This window comes from Flavobacterium sp. FlaQc-28, assembly GCF_044007415.1.
Taxonomy (GTDB): Bacteria; Bacteroidota; Bacteroidia; order Flavobacteriales; family Flavobacteriaceae; genus Flavobacterium.
Genome location: NZ_JBIPCM010000001.1, coordinates 35,100 through 59,557, shown reverse-complemented (window position 1 = coordinate 59,557; position 24,458 = coordinate 35,100). Strand labels below are relative to the sequence as shown.

Genomic DNA, 24,458 nt, shown 5'->3' with positions numbered 1-24,458 from the left:
ATGAGTGCAGTTCATATTGTAAAGGAAATCTATATTTATCCGATAAAAAGCTTGGCAGGAATCAGCCTTCAATTTGCTTTGGCTGAAGAAATGGGTTTTGAAAATGACCGAAGATGGATGCTTATTGATGCAGATAACCAAATGATTACACAAAGAGAATATCGCATTATGAGTCAGTTTTATCCGAAGATTTCAGATGGAAAAATCAGTATTACTTTTAAAGATCAAAAACATGAATTCTCTATCGATGAACATTTAGACAATTCGCTGGATGTGAATGTTTGGGATGACAAAAGTGAAGTGGTTGAAGTAAATCAAACAACTTCAAAATGGTTCAGCCAGCATTTGGGTTTCGAATGTAAATTAGTCAAAATCCTAAAAAATGGAGATCGTAAGCACGAAAGCTCCAGAGTAAAAGAAACTTTCAATGTAAGTTTAGCCGATGGTTATCCTTATTTATTAATTGGTACAAAAAGCTTGGATTTTTTGAATGATAAACTCGATGAAAAAATCACAATAAAAAGATTTCGTCCAAACATTGTAGTAAGCAGCGAAAATCCTCATGAAGAAGATGATTTTAAGACTTTTGCCATTGGAGAAGTTCAATTTAAAAACATAAAACCCTGCGGAAGATGTATTATGGTAAATAATGATCCAGAAAACGGGCGACTCAAAAAAGAACCTTTAAAAACGTTAAGTAAATACAGAAATGTAGATAATTCGGTTTTATTCGGGACCAATATTGTGAGTTTGAATTCTGGAATTGTTAAGGTAGGAGATGCACTTGTTTTCTAGAAGTTCAACTTTGTAAAATTCCACTTCAAAGTATTAAAAATGATTATTTCATTTTTTAAAGTTGGCAGCTCTAAAATTAATTTTAAGGTTTCATGCGCCATCATATTTCCAATAATTCCAGGTAATGTTCCTAAAACTCCATTCAAATTGCAATTCGGAACATCTTTTGGATCTGGCATTTCGGGAAATAAATCTCGTAAATTTTTACTTCCGTTGTGATTAAAAACGGCAATTTGTCCTTCAAATCTCAAAATACTGCCATAAACCAAAGGTTTGTTGAGTTGAACGCAAGTATCATTTACTAGATAACGTGTTGTAAAATTATCTGAACCATCTACAATTATATCATATTGATTAATGACTTCTGAAGCATTTTCTAAAGTTAATTTCTCAGTAATAGCAGCAACTTCAATAAGCGGATTTAATTTTGATACTACGTCTTTTGCCACAATTGCTTTTTGCTGTCCAATTTTGTCTTCTGTATATAAAATCTGTCTGTGAAGATTGTGAATTTCAATGGTATCAAAATCCATAATTCCGATATAGCCCACACCAGCAGTGGCAATATATTGCAAAATCGGGCAGCCCAAACCGCCGGCACCAATTATTAAGACACGTGCTTTTTTTAATTTTTCCTGACCTTCATCACCAATTTCAGGTAACATGGTTTGTCTGTTGTAACGTAAAAATTCTTGTATAATACTCATTATTTTACTCTTAAAGTCTTAAAGTTTGAAAGTTTGAAAGTGGAAAGTCAAAAGTTGGAAAATTAATTATCGAATGTAATAGACTTTATGATTTTTGATTTTCAAACTTTCGGCTATATGCTTTGTCCCAATCTTTCCATACTGGTTCGTAACCTTTACTTTTTATGATTTGTGCAATTTCATCTGCAGAGCGTTCATCACTGATTTCGAATTGCTCTAATGACTGCGGGTCAACAACATATCCGCCTGGGTTTGTTTTCGAGCCTGCACTCATGCTGGTAACGCCTATGGGAATAATATTGTTTCTGAATTTTTCGTTTTCTCTCGTTGAAATCGAAATTTCCAAATCTTCATTCCATAAACGATAGGCACAAATTAACTGTGTCAAATCTTTATCGTCCATTATAAAATTTGGTTCAATAATTCCTTCAGCAGGGCGAAGGCGAGGAAAGGAAACAGAATATTTGGTCTGCCAGTATTTTTTTTGAAGATAATCTAAATGTAAAGCATTAAAAAAACTATCCGTTCGCCAGTCTTCTAAACCTAGTAAAACACCTAAACCAATTTTATGAATTCCAGCCGTTCCAATTCGATCTGGAGTCTCCAGTCTGTAATCAAAATTTGATTTTTTACCTTTTGTATGGTATTTTTTGTAAACTTCCTGATGATAAGTTTCCTGATAAACCAAAACGGAATATACTCCGGCATTGTGTAAACGTTCGTAATCTTCTGTAGAAAGCGGCTGTACTTCAACGGAAATAATCGAAAAATCGTTTTTGATAAGGTTTATCGCGTTTAGAAAATAATTGATGTTTACTGTATAATTAGCTTCTCCAGTAACCAGCAAAACATGGTCAAAGCCTGTGTTTTTTAAGGCTTCAATTTCGATTTTTATCTCGGTATCTGTAAGTGTTTTTCGTTTGATTTTATTGTCTAAACTAAATCCACAATAGGTACAAATGTTTTGACATTCGTTACTTAAATAAAGCGGCGCATACATTTGAATCGTTTTTCCGAAACGTTTTTTGGTAATTTCATGACATTTTTGTGCCATTTCTTCTAGATAGTTTTGAGCTATGGGCGAAATTAAAATCAAGAAATCATCGAGAGTATATTTAGTTTTAGCCAAAGTTCGCTCAACATCTTTTGATGTGGTTTTATATATTCTAGATTGGATTTCATCCCAATTATATTGCCCGAAAATGGATTTGAATGTGCTCATTGGATTGTTGTTATTTCACGCAGATTTTGCAGATTTGGGCAGATTAAAATTGATTTATATTTTTGATACTCTTCATTCTTTTTTTATATTTTATTGGCAATTCTTTTTATATCATTTAAGATGTTAAGGGTATTAAAGTTTACAAGTAAACCTAATTTTATATTAGTTAGTCGGAGATAGGTTGCAATTTGCTTGTAATGTATCGGTGCTAATTCTTCGACAGATTTTAATTCAATTATTACTTTATCTTCGACTAGTAAATCGAGTCTAAAAGCGGCATCTAATATTATTTCTTCATAATTAATTATAATTTCTACTTGTTTTTTGACTTTCAGTTCTAATTTTTCTAATTCATAGAATAGAGCACTTTCGTAGACAGATTCAAATAACCCTGGTCCCAAATTATTATATACTTTAAAAATTGCTCCTCGTACTAGATATGAGATTTCGTTTTCTGTCATTATTCTTTAGTTTTAAAATTGCTTAAAATTAAAGAATTTTCTTTCGTTTTTAACGAATCGTTTTTTGAAATTTGCAGTTTAACAATTTATTAATCAATATAAAATCTGCTTAAATCTGCAAAATCTGCGTGAAACAAAATTTTAATCATAAAGAAATGAAGTCAAAGGACTAGAAGCCACGGCGTAATTTTGCTGGTTAGCAATTTTGGCTTCAAAAGCTTTTCTTCCTGCAATAACCGCTTCCTTAAATGCTTCAGCCATTAATTTTGGGTTTCCTGCAACGGCAATTGCGGTATTTACCAAAACGGCATCAGCGCCAATTTCCATGGCTTTTGCAGCATCAGAAGGAGCGCCAATTCCTGCATCAACAATAACTGGAACATTGCTTTGTTCGATTATAATTTCTAGAAAATCAATTGTTTTTAAGCCTTTATTACTGCCTATTGGTGATCCTAACGGCATAACTGCCGAAGTTCCTGCGCTTTCTAAATGTTTGCACAACACAGGATCAGCGTGAATGTAAGGCAGTACAAAGAAACCTAGTTTAGCCAGTTCTTCGGTTGCTTTTAAAGTCTCAATGGGATCAGGCAGTAAATATTTTGGATCTGGATGAATTTCGAGTTTTACCCAATTTGTTTCTAAAGCTTCACGGGCCAATTGTGCAGCAAAAATGGCCTCTTTTGCATTTCTTGCGCCAGAAGTATTGGGTAATAAATTGATATTTGGGTGTTGTAAATGCGATAAAATAGCATCGGTATCAGTTTCCAGATCAATGCGTTTCAAAGCAACTGTAACTAACTCACTTTCTGATGCTAAAATAGCATCCTCCATTTCGTGATTGGAACCAAATTTTCCTGTTCCCAGAAATAAACGCGATTTAAAGGATTTGTCTCCAATATTAAACAATGACGTTTGCATATAATTTTTCGTTTAATTGTTGAATTAATAGTTCTTTTTCGTCACTTTTTGTGATGATACCTGAAACTGCAATTCCGTGAATTCCAGTTTCAATCAACGGATTTAAATCTTTCAAGGTGATTCCTCCAATTGCATAAACAGGAATTTCAATGTTATTTTTTTTCAATTTTTCAAGGATTTCATAGTAACCAGATAAACCTAATATGGGACTTAATTTTTCTTTTGTACTAGTAAATCTAAAAGGGCCCAAACCAATATAATCGCAGCCATTTTTTGCATGATTTACTATGTCTTCAAATGTATTTGCAGTTCCGCCAATAATTTTTGTTGCGCCTAAAATTGCCCTTGCTTCGTCGATTTTCATGTCTGATAAACCTAGGTGAACGCCATCGGCAGCAATTTGTTGAGCGAGATATAAATTATCATTTACAATAAAGTTGGCGAGATATTCTTCGCATAAAAATTTTACCGCTTCGGCTAAAGCAAAGCTGTTTTTTGCAGTCTGATTTTTAAATCGCATTTGTATCCAGTCGCATCCAGCATCTAAAGCCTGATGAATGTTGTACAATTGTTGTTCGATTGTTTTTCCTTGTGAAATGTATTGCAATTTATTGTACATGATGATATCCGATTAAAGTTGATGTTGAACTCAGGTATTTTTCTATGTAGGTTTTAGCATTTTTACAAGCTTCATATAAAGTTTGGTTTAATGCCAGATTTGAAGCAATCGCAGATGATAATACACAGCCTGAACCATGTTTTTCTGAACATTTTTTATCTGACGGAAGCAAATCAAAAACTTCATTTTTTAGAAATAAATGATCTGTTCCAACAGCTGTTTCGTTATGTCCGCCTTTCAATAAAATATTAGTGGGAATTTCATTTTGCAACCAAAGTTTCTTTGAAATAAACCCAGGATATAAAATTTCAATTTCATTATAATTGGGTGTGATTAGATCTATTTTAGATAATATCTTATTTAAATCCGAATAATCAGTAATTGAAAGAAATTCAAATTTAGTTGTTGATTTTAAAACAGGATCCCAAACTATTTGCGTAGTTGGAGACAGCAGTTTTATAGTTGAAAGAATCCGATTTAAATAATGTGCAGAAGGAACAATTCCAATTTTGACCACGCTGATTTTATAACTCAGAAAAAGAGTTTCAATTGAGCGAATCACAAAACTTAAATCTGTCCACTGAATTTCATAAAATGTATCTTCAGTTTGAATAGTATTGGCAGTGATAACCGCAAAACCATTGACATTATGCTGCTCAAAAGTTTTTATATCGGCAAGAATACCAGCTCCTCCCGAAGGGTCAAGGCCGGCTATTGTAAGTACGAAAGGACGATTTGCTGACATGATTTAAATTCTTTTACAGGGTTTGTATTGCTCCAAACAGCACCTAGAAGTGCGATGTTATCAAAACCATTCTCGAGTGTTTTTTGAATATTTTCAGAATTAATTCCGCCTAAAGCAATGATTTTTGTTTTGTAATTTGTTCTTGATTTTAATGCTTCAAAGAGATCTGTTTTGGGATGATAGTTTTCTTTTGAAATACTTTTAAAAATTGGACTTAAGAATGCGTAATTGAAATCATTTTCTAGTGAATTAAAATCGTCTATAGAATGTGTTGATGTTGATGTAAACTCGTTTTTATCTTTATCAGAATCTGAAAACTTTGAAAAAAGATGACGTTGATTTTTTCTTTCTTTTTCAGCAAAATGAAAACGAATAATTCCTAAATCGTCAGCCAATTGATGATGATTGTGCAAGACAAGTTTAGTTCTATATTCTAATTTAATTTGTTGAATGAATTGCGCCATTTCATATTCAGAAAAATCAGGTTTTCGAATGTGAAGCAAACACAATCCTTCTTCAAATAAAGAATGAATTGTCTTGATTTCATCTGTAACAACAAATGGATTAGAGATTACAATCATATCTTTCTTCTATGTTCTTTGCTCTATTTTCTAAATATAAATCTCTTTTCCCTGCTCAATAAATTCCTCTGATTTCTCCTGCATTCCTTTTTCTGCGGCAGCGACATCTCTAATTTCCTGAGATATTTTCATAGAGCAGAATTTTGGTCCGCACATCGAACAAAAATGAGCCACTTTTGCACCATCGGCAGGAAGTGTTTCATCGTGAAATTCTCTCGCTGTATCTGGATCTAAAGCTAGATTAAATTGATCCTCCCAACGGAATTCAAAACGAGCTTTACTTAAAGCATTGTCGCGATACTGAGCTCCTGGATGACCTTTTGCTAAATCTGCTGCATGCGCTGAAATTTTATAGGTGATCACGCCATCTTTTACGTCTTTTTTATTGGGTAAACCAAGATGTTCTTTTGGTGTTACATAACACAACATGGCACATCCGTACCAGCCTATCATAGCGGCTCCAATTGCTGATGTTATATGGTCATAACCCGGTGCAATATCGGTTGTTAAAGGGCCTAAAGTGTAAAACGGAGCTTCATGACAATGTTCTAATTGTTTGTCCATGTTTTCTTTAATCATGTGCATTGGTACGTGTCCTGGACCTTCAATAAAAACCTGTACATCATGTTTCCATGCGATTTTGGTTAGTTCACCTAAAGTTTCTAATTCGGCAAATTGTGCGGCATCATTAGCATCTGCAATCGAACCCGGGCGTAACCCGTCTCCTAAAGAAAAAGCAACATCATATTGTTTCATAATCTCGCAGATTTCTTCAAAATGAGTATACAAGAAGTTTTCTTTATGATGAAATAAACACCATTTCGCCATAATTGATCCACCGCGAGAAACGATTCCTGTTACGCGATTTGCAGTTAAATGAATATAGCGAAGTAAAACTCCAGCATGGATTGTAAAGTAAGAAACACCCTGTTCTGCTTGTTCTATTAATGTATCGCGGAAAATTTCCCAAGTTAAATCTTCGGCAATTCCTTTTACTTTTTCTAAAGCCTGATAAATAGGAACAGTACCAATTGGAACAGGCGAATTACGAATAATCCATTCTCTAGTTTCATGAATGTTTTTTCCTGTAGATAAATCCATAATCGTATCGGCGCCCCAGCGACAAGCCCAAACAGCTTTTTCTACTTCTTCTTCAATGCTTGATGTCACGGCACTGTTGCCAATATTGGCATTAATTTTCACTAAGAAATTACGCCCCACAATCATAGGTTCACTTTCAGGATGATTGATGTTATTCGGGATTATGGCTCTTCCGCAAGCCACTTCAGAACGGACAAATTCAGGGGTTATTTTGCTTTTCGGAGTATTAGCTCCAAAACTATGGCCGCCGTGCTGGCATTGCATTGCTTTTGTTTGTTCATTTAAAAGTTCGATACGTTGGTTTTCGCGAATAGCAATGTATTCCATTTCAGGAGTAATAATGCCTTGTTTCGCATAATATAACTGCGTTACGTTTGCGCCTTTTTTTGCACGTTTTGGCTGATGAAGATATTCAAAACGAAGATGATTCAGGTTTTCGTCTCGCAATCGGCTTTGACCGTAATCTGAAGTGATTTCATTTAAAATTTCGACATCATTTCTATCTAAGATCCAACTTTCGCGTAAGCGCGGAAGTCCTTTTCTAATATCAATTTCAACATTTGGATCAGTATAAGGACCAGATGTGTCATAAACGGTTACGGGAGGATTTTTTTCAATTCCTCCGTTTGAAAGTTTGGTGTCGCTAAGATGAATCTCGCGCATAGCCACTTTTATCGGATGAATTTCTCCATCGATGTAAACTTTCTTAGAATTAGGAAATGGTGTTCTTGATATTTGTTCTTCTGTAGTCATAATATTTTGGTTTCAAGTTTCAAGTTGATTCTGATTGTGTTTGTCTCACAAAGTTTTTCTGTAGAGGCGCACAGCAGTGCGTCTACGCGCAGTATATAATTGGAATTTGGATTTTTAAAGAATTGGAATTTAAATCTTAACCTCCCTGCGTAGCAGAAATAATTAAAATTTCGTCAGTTTCTTGTACGAAGAATTCGTTCCATTTAGTTTTTGGAACAACGCTATTGTTAATAGCAACAGCGATTCCGTTTTGCTTGTGGGGAATTTCGAGATCAAGTAATGACTGAATGCTTAAAGATTCAGCATTAAAATGTTTAGTTTGTTGGTTGATTTTTAGTTCCATTCCTTTGTTTTTTTCGGTTTATTAAGATTCACTGAAGTGAATCTCTACCTTAGGAATGGCTGCAATTGCGCATAAAAATGCGCTCAGAAGTCATCTTACTTTTCCCTACGCTAGTATGAACTAGATCAGGTTCAGAGGGTAAAATCTCAGCCTGCAAATTGCAGACACCCCTAAAGTGTGAAGCAAATGTAATAAAATTTGTTTAGAAGTTTCAGGTTTTAAGTTTCAAGTTTTTTGAAAACTGAAAACTGTGATTGAAAACTATGATTGTAATTGAAAACTATTTAGTTCTCGTCCAGCAATCTTCAATATGATCGTTGACCATTCCTGTGGCCTGCATATGGGCGTAGATAACAGTTGAGCCGACGAATTTAAAACCGCGTTTTTTTAAATCTTTGCTGATTGCATCAGAAATTGGAGTTGTTGCAGGAACATCTTTTAGAGTTTTTGGATTATTGTCAATGGGCTTTCCATTTGTGAATTTCCAGATATAATCAGAGAAAGTTCCAAATTCATCCTGAATTTTCATAAAGGCCTGAGCGTTTGTAACTGCTGATCTAATTTTGAGTTTGTTTCGAATGATTCCGGTATTTTGAAGTAATTCTTCGATTTTATCTTCAGAATAGCCGGCGATTTTTTTATAATCGAAATTGTCAAAAGCTGTTTTGAAGTTTTCCCTTTTGTTTAAAATGGTAATCCAGCTCAATCCGGCCTGAAAGGTTTCCAGAATTAAAAATTCAAATAGAGTAGGGTCGTCATAAACAGGAGTTCCCCATTCTTCATCATGATATTTTTTGTATAAATCGCTTGAACTGCACCAGCCGCAGCGAATGATATTTTCGTTTTTCATTATTTTCCAATTTGCCAGCTGTAGCCTTTTACAGTTGGAATGTAAGCCGAACGGCCTATTATAACTAAATTATTATAGATTTTTTTGTTGTATTTAATGCCAATTGCATTGCCGGAAGTATAGAGTTTATTTTCTTTAAATACCACTTTTAATCGCCCGTCTTGAAGTTTAGCATCAGATATTTTTTCAATAAACCACGTTGAATGCCATTTAACTTCGATTTCATTTTGGGCAGTTTTGGTTACGCTTTTAACAAGTTTGACTGCTTCTTTTTGAATTTCAAAGTTTTGAGTAAGCTCTTTTTGAGTTAAGGTTTGACCAATTTTACAGTTGCTTAATATTTTATGAAGGTTTGTAAAGCTTAATAATTTATTTTCGGTTGGGTCTTTTTTTGGTTCAGAAGCGGCGGTGCTAATCAGTGTTTTTGATTCTTGAGTACGCTTGTTAATTTTGATTGGCTTTTTTACAGCAAAAATATTTTTTCTACTAGAAAGGGAGTCAGTAAGAATTTCTTTCTGTACAATGGTTTTTGAAGAAGCAGAGGAAATTTCTTTTAGCGGTGCCGTTTTCAAAGAATTAACAGGGGACACTTTTTTCTTAGGCTGTTTTTTCTCATCATTTCCGCAGCCGAAAAAAAGGAAAGCGATAAGGAATACTAATATCGTATAGTTTTTTTTCATGGCTTCATTTTGGTTTATCCTTTGTGAGTTGAGCCTTCCTCGTTCAAATATTTTTTTATCAAATGATGTCCAGCATAGATTAATGGGGTTAGTAAAATTGCAATTGATAATTTAAAGGTATATCCAATTAAAGCGGAAGAAAGAAAAGTATCAAAATCAATTTTTCCAGGCAGCCAAAAAGCAATTCCAAGAACAATAAAGGAATCAAATAATTGCGAAACTACGGTTGAACCGGTTGTTCTAAGCCAAATTTTTCGTTCACCTGTGCGTCTTTTAAAGAACCAAAAAATCCATACATCAATTAATTGTGATGCCATGAAAGCGATCAAACTTCCAACAATAATCCACATACTTTGCCCAAAAACAGCTTGAAATTGCTCATCGTTTACAGGGCTTATCCCTTTTGCAGCAGGAATTACTATTGCCATAAACAGAATTAGAAAAGCGTAAGCGATCAAACAAGCAGTTATAAAAGAGAGTTTTTTTACTCCTTTTTCTCCAAAATATTCATTAATCAAATCTGTTGTCAGAAAAACAACGGGCCATGGCAAAATTCCAATGCTCATTACAAAAGGACCAATTTGAATCAGTTTTCCACCAATAAGTTCGGCAACAACCGCATTAGTTATAAATATTCCGGCAAGGACTACAAAAACAATTTCTTTTCGGGTTTTAAACATCTTAATTTGGTAAATGATGTTTCAAATTTAAGCTATTTTCTTTATAACTTAAAAAGGATTGATTTTAAATTGACTTGTAGTTTTAAGTGAATATGAAAGTTAAAATTCTATTTTGAACGCTGATTTTAGTTACATTTGGAACAATAACATATTAGTTAAAAATTAATGATAATGAAAAAATTAATGACAATTTTTCTCATGGGAACAACTTTTTTTGCAGCTACCGCACAAATAAATTCAGATAACCCATTGCTCAAAAACTGGACAAGACCATATGGAGGAGTTCCTGCGTTTAATGAATATAAGGTAGCAGATTTTAAGCCGGCAATTCAGTTTGCAATTCAAGAAAAACTAAACGAGATTGATGCTATTGCTAATAATCCGAAGGCCCCGACTTTTGAAAATACAATTGCTGAGCTGGAACGTTCTGGAAAAACAATTACTAGGATTTTGACGGTATACGGAATTTACAGATCGAATTTGAGTACACCTGAGTTTAGTGCTGTTGATCGCGAGATGTCTCCTAAGTTTTCTGAATTCTCTGATAAGATCAATCAGAATAAAAAGCTTTTTGCTAGAGTTGAGACTTTGTACAATTCTAAAGAAAGTAAAAAACTAACCAGTGAACAACAGCGTTTAATCTGGTTATATTATACTGATTTTGTTCGTGAAGGTGCTAAATTAAACGAGGCAGACAAAGTTAAGGTTGCTGATATTAATAAAAAACTGGCGAGTCTTTTTACTAAATTCAGTCAAAATTTATTGGCTGAGGAAAATAATCAATATGTAGCTTTAAAAACCGAAAGTGATTTTGATGGTTTACCGCTAGAAGTAAAAAATGCTGCTATTGCTGAAGCAAAAGAGAGAAAACTTGATGTTTTGGGCTGTATTGCCAATACACGTTCTTCAATTGAACCATTTTTAACTTTCTCGAATCGTAGAGAATTAAGAGAAAAAGCTTTCGATATTTTTGTGAAACGTGGTGATAATGGAAATGCAAATGATAATAATGCGACTTTGGTTTCTATTTTGCAATTGCGTACTCAAAAAGCGAAATTATTAGGATTCCCAACTTTTGCAGATTGGAGTTTGTCTAATAAAATGGCAAAAGATCCTAAGAAAACATTAGATTTGATGATGTCAGTTTGGGAACCTGCAGTTGAGAAAGTACATCAAGATGTTGCAGAAATGCAGAAAATTGTAGATGCCGAAGGTGGGAAATTTAAGATTCAGGCTTGGGATTATCGCTATTATGCTGAGAAAGTTAGAAAAGCAAAATATGATTTAGATCAAAATGAGGTTAAGCCTTATTTGCAATTAGAGAATTTGCGTGAAGGAATGTTTTGGGTTGCTGGGGAGTTGTTTAATTTAAGCTTCAAGCAAGTTACAACTGTTCCTGTTTATCATCCAGATGTTCGTGTTTGGGAGGTGAGTAATAAAATAACAGGAAAAACAGTTGGGTTGTGGTATTTTGATCCGTATGCACGTGCTGGTAAACGTTCGGGTGCTTGGATGAATGCGTATCGTGATCAGCAAAAAATGGATGGTGAAGTTCTTACGATTGTATCTAATAACTGTAATTTTATTAAAGGTGCAGCAAACGAGCCTGTTTTGATTTCTTGGGAAGATGCAACTACATTGTTTCATGAGTTTGGACATGCGCTTCATGGATTATGTTCTAACGTAACTTATCCTAGTTTAGCAGGAACATCTGTGGCTAGAGATTATGTAGAATTTCCGTCACAATTATTAGAGCATTGGCTGGCTACACCAGAAGTGTTGAATAAATTTGCATTACATTATAAAACAAATCAGCCATTACCTCAATCATTAGTAGATAGAATTGAAAAAGCGGCTAATTTTAATGAAGGTTTCGCTACTGTAGAAACAATTTCTAGTTCTTTAATAGATATGAAACTGCACTTGGCAACTACAACTATTGATCCTCATAAATTTGAGAAAGAAACTTTAGATGCGCTTCATATGCCGTCAGAAATTGTAATGAGACATAGAATCCCTCAATTCGGACACATTTTCTCAGGTGATGGTTATGCGGCTGGATATTACAGTTATTTATGGGCAGACGTGATTAATGCTGATGCTTGGGAGGCTTTTACAGAAGGAAAAGGCCCATACGATAAAGAAGTGGCTAAGCGTCTTTATGATAATGTTTTTAGTGTAGGAAATACTATAGATCAGGAGAAAGCATATGAGAATTTTAGAGGCAGAGCTCCAAAATCTGATGCGTTAATGCGTGCTAGAAATTTTCCAATTGTAGAAAAGAAAAAGTAAAAAAACTTTGGAATTATAATAGACGCACTATGGTGCGTCTTTATAATTTGACAAGCATAAAAAAGCCCGAATAAATAAATATTCGGGCTTTTTTTATTGAAATAATATATTAACCTAAAGTAACTCTTTTGAAACCTGTAATTTCAACGTTGAATCCTTTAACGTAATCACCAACTTTTTTACTGTCATCTTTGATGAAGTTTTGATCTAATAAAGCTTTTTCTTGATCTAAAGTAGTGTTGTCAGAAATGAAACGTTGTACTTTTCCTGGAATAATTTTATCCCAGATTTGCTCTGGTTTACCTTCAGCTTTTAACTCAGCTTTAGCATCTTCTTCAGCTTGTTTTAAAACTTCTTCAGTTAATTGAGAGAAAGAAATATATTTAGGAACATTTTTCAAAGTTTTTCCTAAACGTTTTGCTTCTTCATTATCTTTTTCGATTACAGCAATACGAGCAGCAAGTTCAGATTCAACGAAAGCAGGATCAAAATCTTTGTAAGATAATGTATCAGCTCCCATAGAAGCAACTTGCATAGAAACATCTTTAGTTAAAACGTCAGCGTTAGGAATTGCAGCAGAAATTGCAGTTAGTGCAGCAATTTTGTTAACGTGAACGTAAGATCCAACGAAAGCACCTTCTAAAATTTCAAAACCACCGATTTCGATTTTCTCACCGATAACTCCAGTTTGCTCAATTAATTTTTCAGCAACTGTAATTCCGTTAAAATCTGAAGCTAAAAATTCTTCTTTAGAAGAGAAGTTGATAGCTCTTTCAACTAAATCTTTAGCTAAAGTTACGAAAGCTTCATTTTTACCTACGAAGTCAGTTTCGCAGTTTAAAGTGATGATAGCTCCTTTAGTGTGGTCTGCATTGATAAAAGAAACAGCAGCTCCTTCAGAAGACTCACGGTCAGAACGGTTAGCAGCAACTTTTTGTCCTTTTTCTCTAAGGATTTGTATAGCTTTATCGAAATCTCCTTCAGCTTCAACTAAAGCTTTTTTACAGTCCATCATTCCGGCACCTGTAGATTGTCTTAATTTATTTACGTCTGCAGCAGTAATTGTTGCCATAATATTTTGAATTTTAATGTTAAAAGTAAAAATTCCATCTTCTAAATCCCAAACTCCAATTTTATTAAATTATCAACATAACGTTTTTAATTTTGTATTTGGAGTTTGGAATTTAAAATTTGGAATTTAAAATTTGATTTATTCTTCAGTTGCAGGAGCAGCTTCAGCAGCTGGTGCAGCTTCAACAGCAGCAGGAGCTTCTTCAGTAGCTTCAGTTTCTTTTTCAGAACCTCTGTCAGAAAGACCTTCGATTACTGCAGTAGTAACTAAAGATAAAATTTTGTCAATTGATTTAGAAGCATCATCATTTGCTGGAATTACGTAATCAACCTCTCTTGGGTCAGAGTTCGTATCAACCATTGCGAAAACTGGAATGTTTAATTTTTGTGCTTCTTTTATTGCGATGTGTTCAGCTTTGATATCTACTACGAACAATGCAGCTGGTAGTCTAGACATGTCAGCGATTGAACCTAAGTTTTTCTCTAATTTAGCACGTAAACGATCAACTTGCAAACGCTCTTTTTTAGATAACGTCATGAAAGTACCATCTTTCTTCATTTTATCAATAGAAGACATTTTTTTAACTGCCTTTCTGATAGTTACAAAGTTAGTTAGCATTCCACCTGGCCATCTTTCAGTGATGTAAGGCATGTTTGCAGCTTTTGCTTTATCAGCAACGATGTCTTTTGCTTGTTTTTTGGTAGCTACGAATAAGATTTTTCTACCTGATGCAGCGATTTTTTTCAAAGCTTCATTAGCTTCTTCAATTTTAGCTGCAGTTTTATATAGATTGATAATGTGAATACCATTACGCTCCATATAAATGTAAGGAGCCATGTTTGGGTCCCATTTTCTAGTCATGTGTCCGAAGTGAACACCTGCTTCTAGTAATTCTTTTACTTCTATTTTGTTTGCCATTTTTGTACTAGTTTACGTTCTGTTGATTAGCAATGTATAAATGGCGATTTCTCTGGCTTTATACATTTAGATGCTAAACTATATCCTACCTCGGTAGGAGAGCAACAATAACTGTGTTTTTTAATTTCAATAAATAATTGATAATGTCTTGTCCCATTTGAACAAGACAGGTAATATTAACGTTTAGAGAATTGGAATCTCTTACGAGCTTTCTTCTGACCGAATTTCTTACGTTCAACCATTCTTGGATCTCTTGTTAATAAACCTTCTGGTTTCAAGATAGCTCTGTTTTCGATGTTCACTTCACACATTACACGTGCTAATGCCATTCTTACAGCTTCTGCTTGACCAGTTGAACCACCTCCGTAAACGTTTACTTTTACATCAAAGTTACTTGCATTTTCTGTCATAGATAATGGTTGTAAAACTTTGTATTGTAAAGTTGCAGTTGGAAAGTAAGTTGCGAATTCTTTTTTGTTTACAGTGATTTTACCTGTTCCTTCAGAAACATATACACGTGCAACAGCGGTTTTTCTTCTACCGATTTTGTGAATAACTCCCATTACTTAAGATCGTTTAGGTTAACAGTTCTAGGTTTTTGAGCTCCGTGAGTATGCTCAGCACCTACAACAACATTTAGATTTCTAAAAAGTTCAGCTCCTAATTTGTTTTTAGGTAGCATTCCTTTTACAGCTTTTTCTACTAATAATGCAGGGTTTTTAGATTGCAATACTTTAGCAGTTAAAGTTCTTTGTCCTCCTGGGTAACCTGTATGACGCATGTAAATTTTGTCATTCATTTTTGTACCTGTAAGGTTAATTTTTTCTGAGTTGATAACAATTACGTTATCTCCACAGTCAACGTGCGGTGTGTAACTTGGCTTGTACTTACCTCTTAAGATCATCGCAACCTTTGAAGCAAGACGTCCTAAGTTGTGACCTTCTGCATCAACAACAATCCACTCTTTAGTTACAGTGGCTTTGCTAGCTGAAATTGTCTTGTAGCTTAATGCGTCCATAATATTATTTTAATTAAACATTCCATCCCCAATAAAGGGGATGCAAAAGTACAATTAATTATTTTAAAACCAAATACCTTAAAAGAATATTTTATATCCTGAAAATCAGGCTCTCAGTTTTTATTTTTAAAACTAAAAAAAAACCAGCTTCACATTAAGGCGAAGCTGGTTCAATTTATAGTGTATTTTTGTTATTAAACAATAAAAATATTGGCAATATCTACAACTTGCTGGGTTGTTAAAGGTTCATCGTAAGCTTCTGATCCTGCGGAAGCTCCAAAGGCTGCGGCAGTATTGAATCCTGCTTGAGTAGTAACTCCTTCGCCATCGTAAACCGCTTGAGTTGCCGGCGGCATTCCTGCTCCTCGATCAGCATTCGAAATCCAGCCTTTTAATTTGCGGAGCCTTCGCACTTCAGATGCGTGACGTGCTTCGACAGAATGTATTTGCAGCGCTGCAGTCAATAAATCTGGTGTAGTTATTAAGTTAGCAGCTTGCCCTTTGTAGGCTCTCACGCCGGTATCTTCAAATGCTTGAGCTAAAGCAAGAAAGGTTGGGTAATCATGAAAAGGGTCAAATGTGCCGCCCACTGTAAAGTCAAAAGTAGGTTTAGGAACGAAGTTTGCACTTGCTGAACCGCCCAATCCTGCGATTAAAAATTTAACGTGACTTGACTCGTGAGCTGCTATTTGTTGAAAGACTTTTAAATCTCGCCCGCCATTTTCTAAAGCTGGAATGACACCAGAATCCAGCGCCATGGCATAAAACTCATTTTCTAGATATTCTAGTGTTAAGGCAAATTGTAAAGCCCCGATTGGGGTGGCGGGTGTAGGGGTGATGTCTTTTGCTATTGCTTTATTTGCCAATGCTGATAATCCAAAAGGAATTGATGCCAGCGCCAGATTTTTACTGATATTTCCAAATTGTGAAAAACTGTCTCTTCGTGAACCTGTACTATTCATTATACTATCATCAGTAAAGGTTTCTATAAATTTTAAAATATTCATAATTTCTAAGTTTTAGCTCGTTAAGATTAAGGTAAATATTTGGCAGTAAATTTTGTAGTAATAAATCCGCCGGCAATTGGTAGGATTTTAGAAGGATCTTTTGCGGCATCTAAACCGTTTGAAGGGTTTACAATATCGTCGCCTGCAAAATCTTTAGAGTTTGGATTGATCAAGCTTCTTATTGCAGAAGCGTGTCTGGCTTCAACTGAAACAATTTTTCCTGCCAGTAATAAATAATCTGGGCTTTTAATTAATCTGCCCGCGCCGTTATAAGCGGCAACTCCTGTATCTTCTAGTGCTTTTGCGGTGGCTAAAACTTCGTTACGGCTGTTAAAATTTAAAGAACCATAATTGAATGCTAAGGAAGGAAGTAATTGAGAGCTTGGATCTGGAAGCGCACCAGTCAAGGCAACTTTAAAAAAATCTCTGTGAATTACTTCATGATGGTATAAGTCTGTTAAGACTTGACGCTCAATATCATTAAAAACGGTGTTGAAATTTGTAGAATTTACAACTTTCGTATAAAAATCAGCTTCTAATTGTTCTAAGGCGTACGCATAAGTAAGTACACCAAAATCTCCAGAACCTAAATCAAAAACTCCATTTTTTATTCCAGGCAGGGAGTTGTCCTCCATATTATTATCGTTGTCATTGTCGCTGCAACCAGCTAAAACCAAACCTGCGGTAACTAATGTCAGTCCACTGAGCTTAAGAAAGCTCCTTCTGTTATTCAGTGAAGGATCAACTTCATGAATTTTAACTTCGTTTTTCATAATCTAGGTTTTTATTAAGGTTAATAACATGCTATTAAGTTATTAACGAAATTTTAGCACTAGTGGTTTTAAATAATCAATGTTTTTGAATATTATTTCGAAAAGACCTTGTGATTTCAAATAGTAGCAGCAGTTTTTTGTTTTATTTTCGGTAATTCTACTATATTTGTATTAATTACATAAAATATTAATAGATGAAAGCTAAAGCAACTCTAAAACAAATTGCGAAAGAACTTGGTGTTTCTGTATCTACGGTGTCTAAGGCGCTAAATGACAGTCCGGAAATAAGTGAGCAGACGAAGGTGAAGATTAAGGAGTATGCCAAACTCAAAAATTATAAGCCTAACGTAATTGGTCTTAATTTGAAGAACCGTAAGACGAAAACAATTGGTGTAATTATACCTAATATATTAAACTCTTTTTTTGCAAAAGTTTTTAGCGGAATCGAAAAAGTGGCAGATAAAAAAGGATATAACGTAATTACTTGTATTTCTAATGAATCTTTAGAGAAAGAAGTTCATACTCTTGAAATGTTAAGCAACGGAACCATTGACGGTTTTATTCTTTCTGTTTCTGAAGAAGCGCAAAAGCTTCAAGATTATAATCACTTTTCGGCTATTATTAATGACGGAACTCCAATTGTAATGTTTGATCGTATTGCTGACGAAGTAGAATGTGATAAAGTTGTTGTAGATGATTTTGATTCTGCATTAAATTCGACTCAGCATTTAATTAATTTAGGATGTAAAAACATTGCTTTAATTTCTTCTGTAGATAATTTAAGTGTTGGAAAATTAAGAGCTGACGGATATTTAAAAGCCTTAAAAGACAATAATATTCCAATAAACGAAAAAATCATTCTTCGTACCGATTCAGAAGAAGATATGAAAGCTAAAATTGATGCGATTTTTGAGAATAAAATTGATGCGATTTTTGCTTTAGATGAAAATGATTCAGTTGCGGCTTTAAGAGTTAGTTTGAAAAAAGGATATAAAGTTCCTGAAGATATTTCGATAATTGGTTTTGCTGACGGAATTTTGGCTTCAAGACGTTTGTCTCCAAGTTTGACTACAGTAAGTCAGCACGGAATTGAAATTGGTGAAGTTGCGGCAAAAAGATTAATTCAAAGGTTAGAAGAGCCTGAAGGCGAAACTTCAGACTATGAAACTATCGTTATCAAAACAAAATTGAAAGAACGAGAATCGACTAGAAAAGCATAAATAAAAAAATATCCGTCTTTAAGACGGATATTTTTTATAAGGAATACGGGAATTTAGGGTTTTTATATTTTTTTAATTTTTCGAAAGGAACTAAAAAAGATTCTTCACAAGATCTTGCTGCTCTGTAAAAAATAGGAGTAAACTCAATTCCTTTTTCAGTGTAACTCCAAGACGGAAAATCCCAATATTCTTCATTAGTATAATCGCAAGGATCATCATCGTCATTTTTTGGTTTTTCGAAATGAAATTCAGAGCTAAGTACAGCTAGTAATTTGGGAGCGAAAAAAGTACTTCTGTATTTTGAGTAGTTATCAAAATTACTTTGTTCTTCGGTGGTAACACTCTTATCAAATGCAATGATGTCGTCTATTTCATAATCTTTTCCATTGTTTAGATCAATCAAATAACCACTTCCTCCAAAATCAGGATGCGCACCGCCACAGTAATAGGATGAAAACATTTCAAAGCCTAATAAGTTTGTATTGAGGAAATTTATGGTAGTTCTTCCTTCAATACCTTTTCCCTCGCTATACTCAAAACTTGAAGAGCAGTTAAGTTGTGCTAATGTAGTTTGAATGTGTATATTTTCTAAAATTGGATTTATAACAGCCTTGTTTTTCTCTGAAAAATTGCTTCCTAATCTAAAGAAATCCGAATCGCAATGTTTTTCAGAATACCAGACAAATTCCTTGTTATTGTAAATCGTGGTTTTTTGTTTTTTGAATTCCAGAAATTTATATTTTACCAGATTCAAACGTTCGTCGTCAAATCTAATTTTGAGATTCGATTTGTAGTTGTCAAAATTTACAGGTTCAAGGTGAACAGCCAGTTGTTTGTCTTTAGCATCATACCAAAAACCATCGAAATTATTGCCTGATTTTTTTAGGTAAAATTTTTCAGTAACAATATCGCCGGGCTTAAAATAGAAAGTGTAATTGTTATTGTCTTTTAATTTTGCTTCAAGTTTAATGTCTTTTAATGAGTTTTTATAGAAATATACAGCGTTTAGATTAGTCTCATTATCCGATTTATAAACCTGAAGAGTCATAAATATTGTGCTTTTACCTAAAGTTCCTTCTAGATAATAAATTTTGTCTTGGCAAAATGAAATCGTTGAGTACATTATAAATAGAAACAAAAAAGCTTTTTTCATGATAGCCAATTTTAAAATGCAATATTATTTTGTTTTTTTGACAATGTACAAGTTTTTACTTTCATCGTCAGAAATTAAGGTAAACTTCAAATTTGGATTAGAATAATAACTGTATTTTTTTTTCACAGCGTTTTCCATTTCTGTCCAGTTGTCTTTTGTAGCGCTGTATATTGATTTTTCCTTGTTGCTGTAATCATCCAAAAAAATATCTTCTTTTTTAAATTTTAGGGTGTCTTTTGCAAAAGGTATATTGACATAAGCAATTCCATCCCAGTAATAATAAGTATAAGGGCTGTTGGACTGGGTTTGTCCTGCCATATTTGAATTATATTCTAATTTTTGATAATATTTAATCTTTATTTTATCATTTGGTATATCATGAAATAGATTTTCATTATCAATCTTTTTATGCTGCTTCGAGCTTAGGTCTCGGGCATTATTATATATATCTTCACCTGCGCCATAAACGACATACCATTGATTATTTGCGTAATATATTATAGATTCTCTTTTATCAGAAGGTATAGAGTGATCTCTCCAGCTATAAAAAGATTCTAAGTAAATACAATTGGGTACAATAGTATCATAATAATATTTAGATAATTTTTCAGCAGACCAAGTTAAATCTTTGTTTACAGGAACAAATGCTTTTTTTGTTTTGTTTCCATCTGCGGGCCAAGTTTGGTAGTAAAGCAGGGCTTTGTTTACTATTTGTTTGTTAAGCAAAACAATCTCGCCAAATTCAGATTGATCAGACGAGGAGGTTTTAAAGCCTATTGTATCTAAAACTTTTCCAAAGGAATCCATTTTAAATAATGTGTTGCTGTAATTACTGCCAGTATTTCCTCCTCCGTGATCATAAGGTTCAGATTTGGTAATTACTTTAACGATGATTTTATCACTTGAAATCTCGAGTATCTGAAATGTATAACAATATTCGGCTCCTTTTTGAAATATTGATATATCATGATTACCAAGTTTTTTAACTTCAGATAAATTTTTATAAGTCACAAATTCACTTGGCAGCTTTTTGCGAGGAAAAAGATTTATTACAAAAGTATCCAAACCTAAAGCTAAGCTAACATTGATTTGATAGATTATAAATAAGACAACTATTGTTACAAGAGAATACGTTATCGTTTTTTGTTTCATTTCTGTCTTTCTAATGTGCTTCCAGCCAGTCTTTACCTAAGCCAAGCTCAACTTCTAAAGGAACAGAAAGTTTAAACGCATTTTCCATTTCGTGTTTGATCATGGGTTGGATTTTTTCTAACTCGTCATTATGTACATCAAAAACAAGTTCATCATGAACTTGAAGCAGCATTTTAGATTTCCAGTTTTCGTCTTGCAATTTTTTGTGAATGTTAATCATCGCAATTTTAATTACATCAGCAGCGCTTCCCTGAATTGGCGCGTTTACTGCATTTCGTTCAGCAGCGCTTCTAACAACTGCATTTGCTGAGTTAATGTCTTTTAGGTAACGACGGCGACCTAGAATGGTTTGTACATAGCCTTTTTCTCTGGCAGAATCAATCTGCTCTTGAATATATGATTTTAATCTTGGATAAGTTTTGTAGTAAGCATCGATCAAAGCGGCGCTTTCACTTCTTGATAACGAAGTCTGATTGCTTAATCCGAAGGCAGAAACACCATATATAATTCCGAAGTTTACAGTTTTAGCATGGCTTCTTTGCTCGCGGGAAACTTCTTCCAGTGCTACATCAAAAACTTTTGCAGCGGTTGCTTTGTGAATATCTTCTCCGTTTTGAAATGCTTTAATCATGTTTTCTTCACCACTTAAAGCAGCAATAATTCTCAATTCGATTTGAGAGTAATCGGCAGAGATTAAAGTATGATTTTCATCGCGTGCTACAAAGGCTTTACGAATTTGACGACCTCTTTCGGTACGAATTGGAATGTTTTGTAAGTTTGGATTATTGGAACTTAAACGACCTGTTGCAGCAACAGTCTGCATATAATCAGTATGAACACGTAAAGTCTTTTTGTCAACTTGTTCTGGTAAAGCTAAGATGTAAGTGCTTTGCAATTTTACCATCTGACGCCAATCTAAAATTTGTTTTACAATTGGGTTGTCGTTTGCTAAATAAGTTAATACTTCTTCACCGGTTGCATATTGACCCGTTTTAGTTTTCTTTTGTTTTGCTCCGCCAATTTTAAGTTTATCAAATAAGATATCTCCTAATTGTTTTGGAGAGGCAAGATTAAATTTCTCTCCAGCAGTTTCGTATATTTTTTGTTCTAAAGATTTGATTTCAACATCCATTTCTTTAGACATTGCGTTTAAAAAATCAACATCTAATCGAATTCCTTCGGTTTCCATTGCAGCTAAAACGCTTACTAATGGAATTTCGATTTCATCAAATAATTTTTTAGTTTCGGTTTTGTCTAATTCTACGGTGAAGATTTCTTTTAATTGCAAAGTAACATCAGCATCTTCGGCAGCATATTCTTTAATATCTTCAAGAGGAACGTCACGCATCGAAAGCTGATTTTTTCCTTTTTTGCCTATTAAAGTTTCAATTGATTTTGGAGAATATTTTAAATAGGTTTCTGCCAAAATATCCATATTATGACGCATATCTGGATTAATCAAATAATGCGCAATCATGGTATCAAAAAGTTTTCCTTTTACGGTAACGCCATAATTAGAAAGAATCTTTAAATCGTATTTAAGATTTTGTCCAATTTTTTCGATGTTTTCATTTTCAAAAAACGGAACAAATTTGTCTACTAATATTTTTGCTTCTTCTTGATTTTCTGGAAATGGAACATAAAATGCTTTTCCTTTTTCATAAGAGAAAGACATTCCCACAAGTTCTGCATGCAAAGCATCGATTCCTGTAGTTTCAGTATCAAAGCAAACCGAAGTTTGGTTCTGTAAATTCTGTAAAAGCAGTTTTATTCCTAAATCCCCTTGAATAGTTTGATAGGAGTGAGGTGTGTTTTCTAATGTGCTGTAAAAAGAGGTTCTTTGAGTTTCTGTGTCTTCATCTGCGGCAGCACTTCCAAACAAATCAAATTGTTCTTCGTTCTTTGGCTGCGGTTTTTTGTATAATTTGGCATCTGGAGCTGCTGCTGGAGCAGTTTGTGTTCCGTCAGTTTTAAACAAATTATCAAATTGTTCTGCCATTCTTCTAAATTCTAATTCTTGAAAAATAGCATCTGTTTTTTCGATATCAGGGCGCGTTAGTTCATAATCATTCTCATCAAAAGTTACTGGACAGTCTAGTAAAATTGTTGCCAGTTTTTTCGACAATAAACCTTTTTCTTTATTAGCCTCAATATTCTCCTTCATTTTTCCTTTCAGCTTATCGGTATTAGCCAAAAGATTTTCCATTGTTCCAAATTCTTTTAAAAGCTTTTTGGCCGTAACTTCACCAACACCGGGAAGTCCAGGAATGTTATCGGCTGCGTCGCCCATCATACCAAGAAAATCTATCACTTGTTCAGGGCGTTCGATTTCAAATTTTTCTAATACTTCAGGAACACCCCAAATTTCAATTCCATTACCCATACGAGCAGGTTTGTACATGAAGATGTTGTCAGAAACCAATTGAGCAAAATCCTTATCAGGAGTTACCATAAAAACTTTGTAGTTCTCTTTTTCGGCTTGTTTGGCAATTGTTCCAATTAAATCATCGGCTTCAAAACCGGCAACTTCGATAATCGGAATGTGCATTGCTTTTAATAATTCGCATATATAAGGTACCGCTATTTTAATAGCTTCAGGAGTAACGTCTCTGTTTGCCTTGTATTCTGGAAATAATTCATTTCGCAATTGGCTTCCGCCTTTGTCAAATGCTACGGCCAAATGGTCTGGTTTTTCTCTTTTAATGACATCTAAAAGTGAGTTCATAAAACCCATAATTGCAGATGTATCCATTCCTTTTGAGTTAATTCTAGGGTTTTTTATAAAAGCATAATAACCACGAAAAATTAATGCGTAAGCATCTAGAAGAAAAAGGCGTTTTTGAGTTGACATATAAAAAATATTAGTCTGTAAAAATAAACAATTGAGGCCTCAAAAATTAAACTAACAAGATTTTTTTTCCACCATATAAGTTATATAAGTTCAATTTAGCATCCTGCATACTGTAGAGATGACTAATATTTATTGATTCAGAATATTTAAATGAACTTAGATAACTTATATGGTTAAAAACGATAAAGCGTTAATGTCAAGTTAAAATTTTTTATTCGGAGATTTCTTCATTTTCTCTTCATTTTAGGAGGGTACTTTTGATCTGTAAAATAAAAGGAATTGAATATTAAATCTTAAGAAATGATGAAATCGAAGATTCACGAAAACCAAAAAAGCAAACAGCTAAGCTTGAGTAGAAATTTATTAATGTTATTAGTCGCAGTTTTAGGAACAAGTGCAATGGTTCATGCATTTCCTGCAAAAGAGGGTAAAACGGTTCCTGCAAAAGAAATAAAAGCAACAAAACATAAAAAAAATACAGCTTCAAAAGAAGAGACAGTAAAAGCAAAAAAATAAATATATAAGGTTAAGGTTATTAATAAAACAA

Annotated in this window: 25 protein-coding genes and 1 riboswitch; of the genes, 4 read left to right on the top strand and 21 right to left on the bottom strand. The window is 33.9% G+C overall.

All coding sequences use genetic code 11. The annotated features are described in order from the left end of the window. Complete coding sequence (locus tag ACHRVL_RS00260; protein ID WP_395409458.1) at window positions 1-795, top strand: MOSC domain-containing protein; 795 nt, start codon at window positions 1-3, stop codon at window positions 793-795. Here the strand turns inward: ACHRVL_RS00260 and ACHRVL_RS00255 are convergent. From ACHRVL_RS00255 to ACHRVL_RS00200, 12 genes are all read right to left on the bottom strand, one after another. Beyond that, complete coding sequence (locus ACHRVL_RS00255) at window positions 792-1,502, bottom strand: HesA/MoeB/ThiF family protein (protein WP_395409456.1); 711 nt, start codon at window positions 1,500-1,502, stop codon at window positions 792-794. The two genes, ACHRVL_RS00260 and ACHRVL_RS00255, sit on opposite strands and share 4 nt — an antisense overlap. A gap of 85 nt (window positions 1,503-1,587) precedes the next feature. Next, a complete protein-coding gene (gene thiH, locus ACHRVL_RS00250) occupies window positions 1,588-2,724 on the bottom strand; it encodes a 2-iminoacetate synthase ThiH (RefSeq protein WP_395409455.1) in 1,137 nt (378 codons plus the stop codon). 83 nt (window positions 2,725-2,807) lie between these two features. After that, window positions 2,808-3,185: a GxxExxY protein gene (locus tag ACHRVL_RS00245; RefSeq protein WP_395409454.1), complete on the bottom strand. Its 378-nt coding sequence runs from the start codon at window positions 3,183-3,185 to the stop codon at window positions 2,808-2,810. A gap of 141 nt (window positions 3,186-3,326) precedes the next feature. Further along, window positions 3,327-4,103: a thiazole synthase gene (locus tag ACHRVL_RS00240; protein ID WP_395409452.1), complete on the bottom strand. Its 777-nt coding sequence runs from the start codon at window positions 4,101-4,103 to the stop codon at window positions 3,327-3,329. Then, a complete protein-coding gene (locus ACHRVL_RS00235) occupies window positions 4,084-4,722 on the bottom strand; it encodes a thiamine phosphate synthase (protein ID WP_395409451.1) in 639 nt (212 codons plus the stop codon). The genes ACHRVL_RS00240 and ACHRVL_RS00235 overlap by 20 nt, the downstream gene beginning before the upstream one ends. Next, window positions 4,712-5,467 (bottom strand): hydroxymethylpyrimidine/phosphomethylpyrimidine kinase, encoded by a 756-nt coding sequence (locus tag ACHRVL_RS00230; protein WP_395409450.1) that lies wholly within the window; start codon window positions 5,465-5,467, stop codon window positions 4,712-4,714. Before ACHRVL_RS00230 ends, ACHRVL_RS00235 begins: the two co-directional genes overlap by 11 nt. Beyond that, a complete protein-coding gene (locus ACHRVL_RS00225; RefSeq protein ID WP_395409449.1) occupies window positions 5,434-6,048 on the bottom strand; it encodes a thiamine phosphate synthase in 615 nt (204 codons plus the stop codon). The genes ACHRVL_RS00230 and ACHRVL_RS00225 overlap by 34 nt, the downstream gene beginning before the upstream one ends. A gap of 30 nt (window positions 6,049-6,078) precedes the next feature. Next, complete coding sequence (thiC, locus tag ACHRVL_RS00220) at window positions 6,079-7,902, bottom strand: phosphomethylpyrimidine synthase ThiC (protein WP_395409447.1); 1,824 nt, start codon at window positions 7,900-7,902, stop codon at window positions 6,079-6,081. A 136-nt stretch (window positions 7,903-8,038) separates the two neighbouring features. Beyond that, the gene (thiS, locus tag ACHRVL_RS00215; protein ID WP_395409446.1) at window positions 8,039-8,245 is read right to left on the bottom strand and encodes a sulfur carrier protein ThiS; all 207 of its coding nucleotides are present in this window, start codon (window positions 8,243-8,245) and stop codon (window positions 8,039-8,041) included. 85 nt (window positions 8,246-8,330) lie between these two features. Further along, window positions 8,331-8,427: riboswitch (TPP riboswitch) on the bottom strand. A 98-nt stretch (window positions 8,428-8,525) separates the two neighbouring features. Then, window positions 8,526-9,095, bottom strand: a complete 570-nt coding sequence (locus ACHRVL_RS00210; RefSeq protein WP_395409444.1) for a DNA-3-methyladenine glycosylase I — start codon at window positions 9,093-9,095, stop codon at window positions 8,526-8,528. Continuing rightward, window positions 9,095-9,775: a hypothetical protein gene (locus ACHRVL_RS00205; RefSeq protein ID WP_395409442.1), complete on the bottom strand. Its 681-nt coding sequence runs from the start codon at window positions 9,773-9,775 to the stop codon at window positions 9,095-9,097. Before ACHRVL_RS00205 ends, ACHRVL_RS00210 begins: the two co-directional genes overlap by 1 nt. Before the next feature lie 14 nt (window positions 9,776-9,789). Next, window positions 9,790-10,455 (bottom strand): queuosine precursor transporter, encoded by a 666-nt coding sequence (locus tag ACHRVL_RS00200; RefSeq protein WP_395409441.1) that lies wholly within the window; start codon window positions 10,453-10,455, stop codon window positions 9,790-9,792. Between the two features lie 171 nt (window positions 10,456-10,626). On the opposite strand from ACHRVL_RS00200, the gene ACHRVL_RS00195 reads away from it, so the two are divergent. Beyond that, window positions 10,627-12,747 (top strand): M3 family metallopeptidase, encoded by a 2,121-nt coding sequence (locus ACHRVL_RS00195; RefSeq protein WP_395409439.1) that lies wholly within the window; start codon window positions 10,627-10,629, stop codon window positions 12,745-12,747. A gap of 109 nt (window positions 12,748-12,856) precedes the next feature. On the opposite strand, the gene tsf is transcribed toward ACHRVL_RS00195, so the two are convergent. The 6 genes from tsf to ACHRVL_RS00165 all read right to left on the bottom strand — a co-directional run bounded on the left by tsf (window position 12,857) and on the right by ACHRVL_RS00165 (window position 17,535). Continuing rightward, window positions 12,857-13,819: a translation elongation factor Ts gene (gene tsf, locus ACHRVL_RS00190; protein ID WP_089052686.1), complete on the bottom strand. Its 963-nt coding sequence runs from the start codon at window positions 13,817-13,819 to the stop codon at window positions 12,857-12,859. Window positions 13,820-13,957: 138 nt separating this feature from the next. After that, window positions 13,958-14,737, bottom strand: coding sequence for a 30S ribosomal protein S2 (rpsB, locus tag ACHRVL_RS00185; RefSeq protein ID WP_089052687.1), 780 nt, complete (start codon window positions 14,735-14,737; stop codon window positions 13,958-13,960). 176 nt (window positions 14,738-14,913) lie between these two features. Then, window positions 14,914-15,300, bottom strand: a complete 387-nt coding sequence (rpsI, locus tag ACHRVL_RS00180) for a 30S ribosomal protein S9 (protein WP_017497947.1) — start codon at window positions 15,298-15,300, stop codon at window positions 14,914-14,916. Then, window positions 15,300-15,755, bottom strand: a complete 456-nt coding sequence (gene rplM, locus ACHRVL_RS00175; protein WP_026983738.1) for a 50S ribosomal protein L13 — start codon at window positions 15,753-15,755, stop codon at window positions 15,300-15,302. The genes rpsI and rplM overlap by 1 nt, the downstream gene beginning before the upstream one ends. 194 nt (window positions 15,756-15,949) lie before the next feature. Next, the gene (locus ACHRVL_RS00170) at window positions 15,950-16,762 is read right to left on the bottom strand and encodes a ferritin-like domain-containing protein (protein ID WP_089052688.1); all 813 of its coding nucleotides are present in this window, start codon (window positions 16,760-16,762) and stop codon (window positions 15,950-15,952) included. A 26-nt stretch (window positions 16,763-16,788) separates the two neighbouring features. Beyond that, a complete protein-coding gene (locus ACHRVL_RS00165) occupies window positions 16,789-17,535 on the bottom strand; it encodes a ferritin-like domain-containing protein (RefSeq protein WP_395409436.1) in 747 nt (248 codons plus the stop codon). 194 nt (window positions 17,536-17,729) lie between these two features. On the opposite strand from ACHRVL_RS00165, the gene ACHRVL_RS00160 reads away from it, so the two are divergent. Beyond that, window positions 17,730-18,755: a LacI family DNA-binding transcriptional regulator gene (locus tag ACHRVL_RS00160; RefSeq protein WP_089052690.1), complete on the top strand. Its 1,026-nt coding sequence runs from the start codon at window positions 17,730-17,732 to the stop codon at window positions 18,753-18,755. 34 nt (window positions 18,756-18,789) lie between these two features. Here the strand turns inward: ACHRVL_RS00160 and ACHRVL_RS00155 are convergent, their stop codons facing one another. The 3 genes from ACHRVL_RS00155 to polA are packed head-to-tail and all read right to left on the bottom strand — an operon-like array spanning window position 18,790 to window position 23,911. After that, window positions 18,790-19,908: a hypothetical protein gene (locus tag ACHRVL_RS00155; protein WP_395409434.1), complete on the bottom strand. Its 1,119-nt coding sequence runs from the start codon at window positions 19,906-19,908 to the stop codon at window positions 18,790-18,792. A 24-nt stretch (window positions 19,909-19,932) separates the two neighbouring features. Further along, a complete protein-coding gene (locus tag ACHRVL_RS00150; RefSeq protein WP_395409432.1) occupies window positions 19,933-21,060 on the bottom strand; it encodes a hypothetical protein in 1,128 nt (375 codons plus the stop codon). A gap of 10 nt (window positions 21,061-21,070) precedes the next feature. Beyond that, complete coding sequence (gene polA, locus ACHRVL_RS00145) at window positions 21,071-23,911, bottom strand: DNA polymerase I (protein ID WP_395409430.1); 2,841 nt, start codon at window positions 23,909-23,911, stop codon at window positions 21,071-21,073. Window positions 23,912-24,211: 300 nt separating this feature from the next. Between polA and ACHRVL_RS00140 the strand changes: the two genes are divergently transcribed. Further along, the gene (locus ACHRVL_RS00140) at window positions 24,212-24,427 is read left to right on the top strand and encodes a hypothetical protein (RefSeq protein ID WP_395409428.1); all 216 of its coding nucleotides are present in this window, start codon (window positions 24,212-24,214) and stop codon (window positions 24,425-24,427) included. Window positions 24,428-24,458 lie beyond the last annotated feature (31 nt).

Coding starts and splice junctions, on each gene's coding strand:
- ACHRVL_RS00205 (WP_395409442.1), bottom strand. CDS start 9,775: ATGAAAAAAAACTATACGATATTAGTATTCCTTATCGCTTTCCTTTTT.
- thiC (WP_395409447.1), bottom strand. CDS start 7,902: ATGACTACAGAAGAACAAATATCAAGAACACCATTTCCTAATTCTAAG.
- ACHRVL_RS00155 (WP_395409434.1), bottom strand. CDS start 19,908: ATGAAAAAAGCTTTTTTGTTTCTATTTATAATGTACTCAACGATTTCA.
- ACHRVL_RS00260 (WP_395409458.1), top strand. CDS start 1: ATGAGTGCAGTTCATATTGTAAAGGAAATCTATATTTATCCGATAAAA.
- ACHRVL_RS00230 (WP_395409450.1), bottom strand. CDS start 5,467: ATGTCAGCAAATCGTCCTTTCGTACTTACAATAGCCGGCCTTGACCCT.
- ACHRVL_RS00225 (WP_395409449.1), bottom strand. CDS start 6,048: ATGATTGTAATCTCTAATCCATTTGTTGTTACAGATGAAATCAAGACA.
- ACHRVL_RS00235 (WP_395409451.1), bottom strand. CDS start 4,722: ATGTACAATAAATTGCAATACATTTCACAAGGAAAAACAATCGAACAA.
- rpsI (WP_017497947.1), bottom strand. CDS start 15,300: ATGGGAGTTATTCACAAAATCGGTAGAAGAAAAACCGCTGTTGCACGT.
- ACHRVL_RS00140 (WP_395409428.1), top strand. CDS start 24,212: ATGATGAAATCGAAGATTCACGAAAACCAAAAAAGCAAACAGCTAAGC.
- polA (WP_395409430.1), bottom strand. CDS start 23,911: ATGTCAACTCAAAAACGCCTTTTTCTTCTAGATGCTTACGCATTAATT.
- ACHRVL_RS00255 (WP_395409456.1), bottom strand. CDS start 1,502: ATGAGTATTATACAAGAATTTTTACGTTACAACAGACAAACCATGTTA.
- ACHRVL_RS00195 (WP_395409439.1), top strand. CDS start 10,627: ATGAAAAAATTAATGACAATTTTTCTCATGGGAACAACTTTTTTTGCA.
- ACHRVL_RS00165 (WP_395409436.1), bottom strand. CDS start 17,535: ATGAAAAACGAAGTTAAAATTCATGAAGTTGATCCTTCACTGAATAAC.
- rpsB (WP_089052687.1), bottom strand. CDS start 14,737: ATGGCAAACAAAATAGAAGTAAAAGAATTACTAGAAGCAGGTGTTCAC.
- ACHRVL_RS00170 (WP_089052688.1), bottom strand. CDS start 16,762: ATGAATATTTTAAAATTTATAGAAACCTTTACTGATGATAGTATAATG.
- ACHRVL_RS00245 (WP_395409454.1), bottom strand. CDS start 3,185: ATGACAGAAAACGAAATCTCATATCTAGTACGAGGAGCAATTTTTAAA.
- ACHRVL_RS00150 (WP_395409432.1), bottom strand. CDS start 21,060: ATGAAACAAAAAACGATAACGTATTCTCTTGTAACAATAGTTGTCTTA.
- tsf (WP_089052686.1), bottom strand. CDS start 13,819: ATGGCAACAATTACTGCTGCAGACGTAAATAAATTAAGACAATCTACA.
- rplM (WP_026983738.1), bottom strand. CDS start 15,755: ATGGACGCATTAAGCTACAAGACAATTTCAGCTAGCAAAGCCACTGTA.
- ACHRVL_RS00210 (WP_395409444.1), bottom strand. CDS start 9,095: ATGAAAAACGAAAATATCATTCGCTGCGGCTGGTGCAGTTCAAGCGAT.
- ACHRVL_RS00160 (WP_089052690.1), top strand. CDS start 17,730: ATGAAAGCTAAAGCAACTCTAAAACAAATTGCGAAAGAACTTGGTGTT.
- thiS (WP_395409446.1), bottom strand. CDS start 8,245: ATGGAACTAAAAATCAACCAACAAACTAAACATTTTAATGCTGAATCT.
- ACHRVL_RS00200 (WP_395409441.1), bottom strand. CDS start 10,455: ATGTTTAAAACCCGAAAAGAAATTGTTTTTGTAGTCCTTGCCGGAATA.
- ACHRVL_RS00240 (WP_395409452.1), bottom strand. CDS start 4,103: ATGCAAACGTCATTGTTTAATATTGGAGACAAATCCTTTAAATCGCGT.
- thiH (WP_395409455.1), bottom strand. CDS start 2,724: ATGAGCACATTCAAATCCATTTTCGGGCAATATAATTGGGATGAAATC.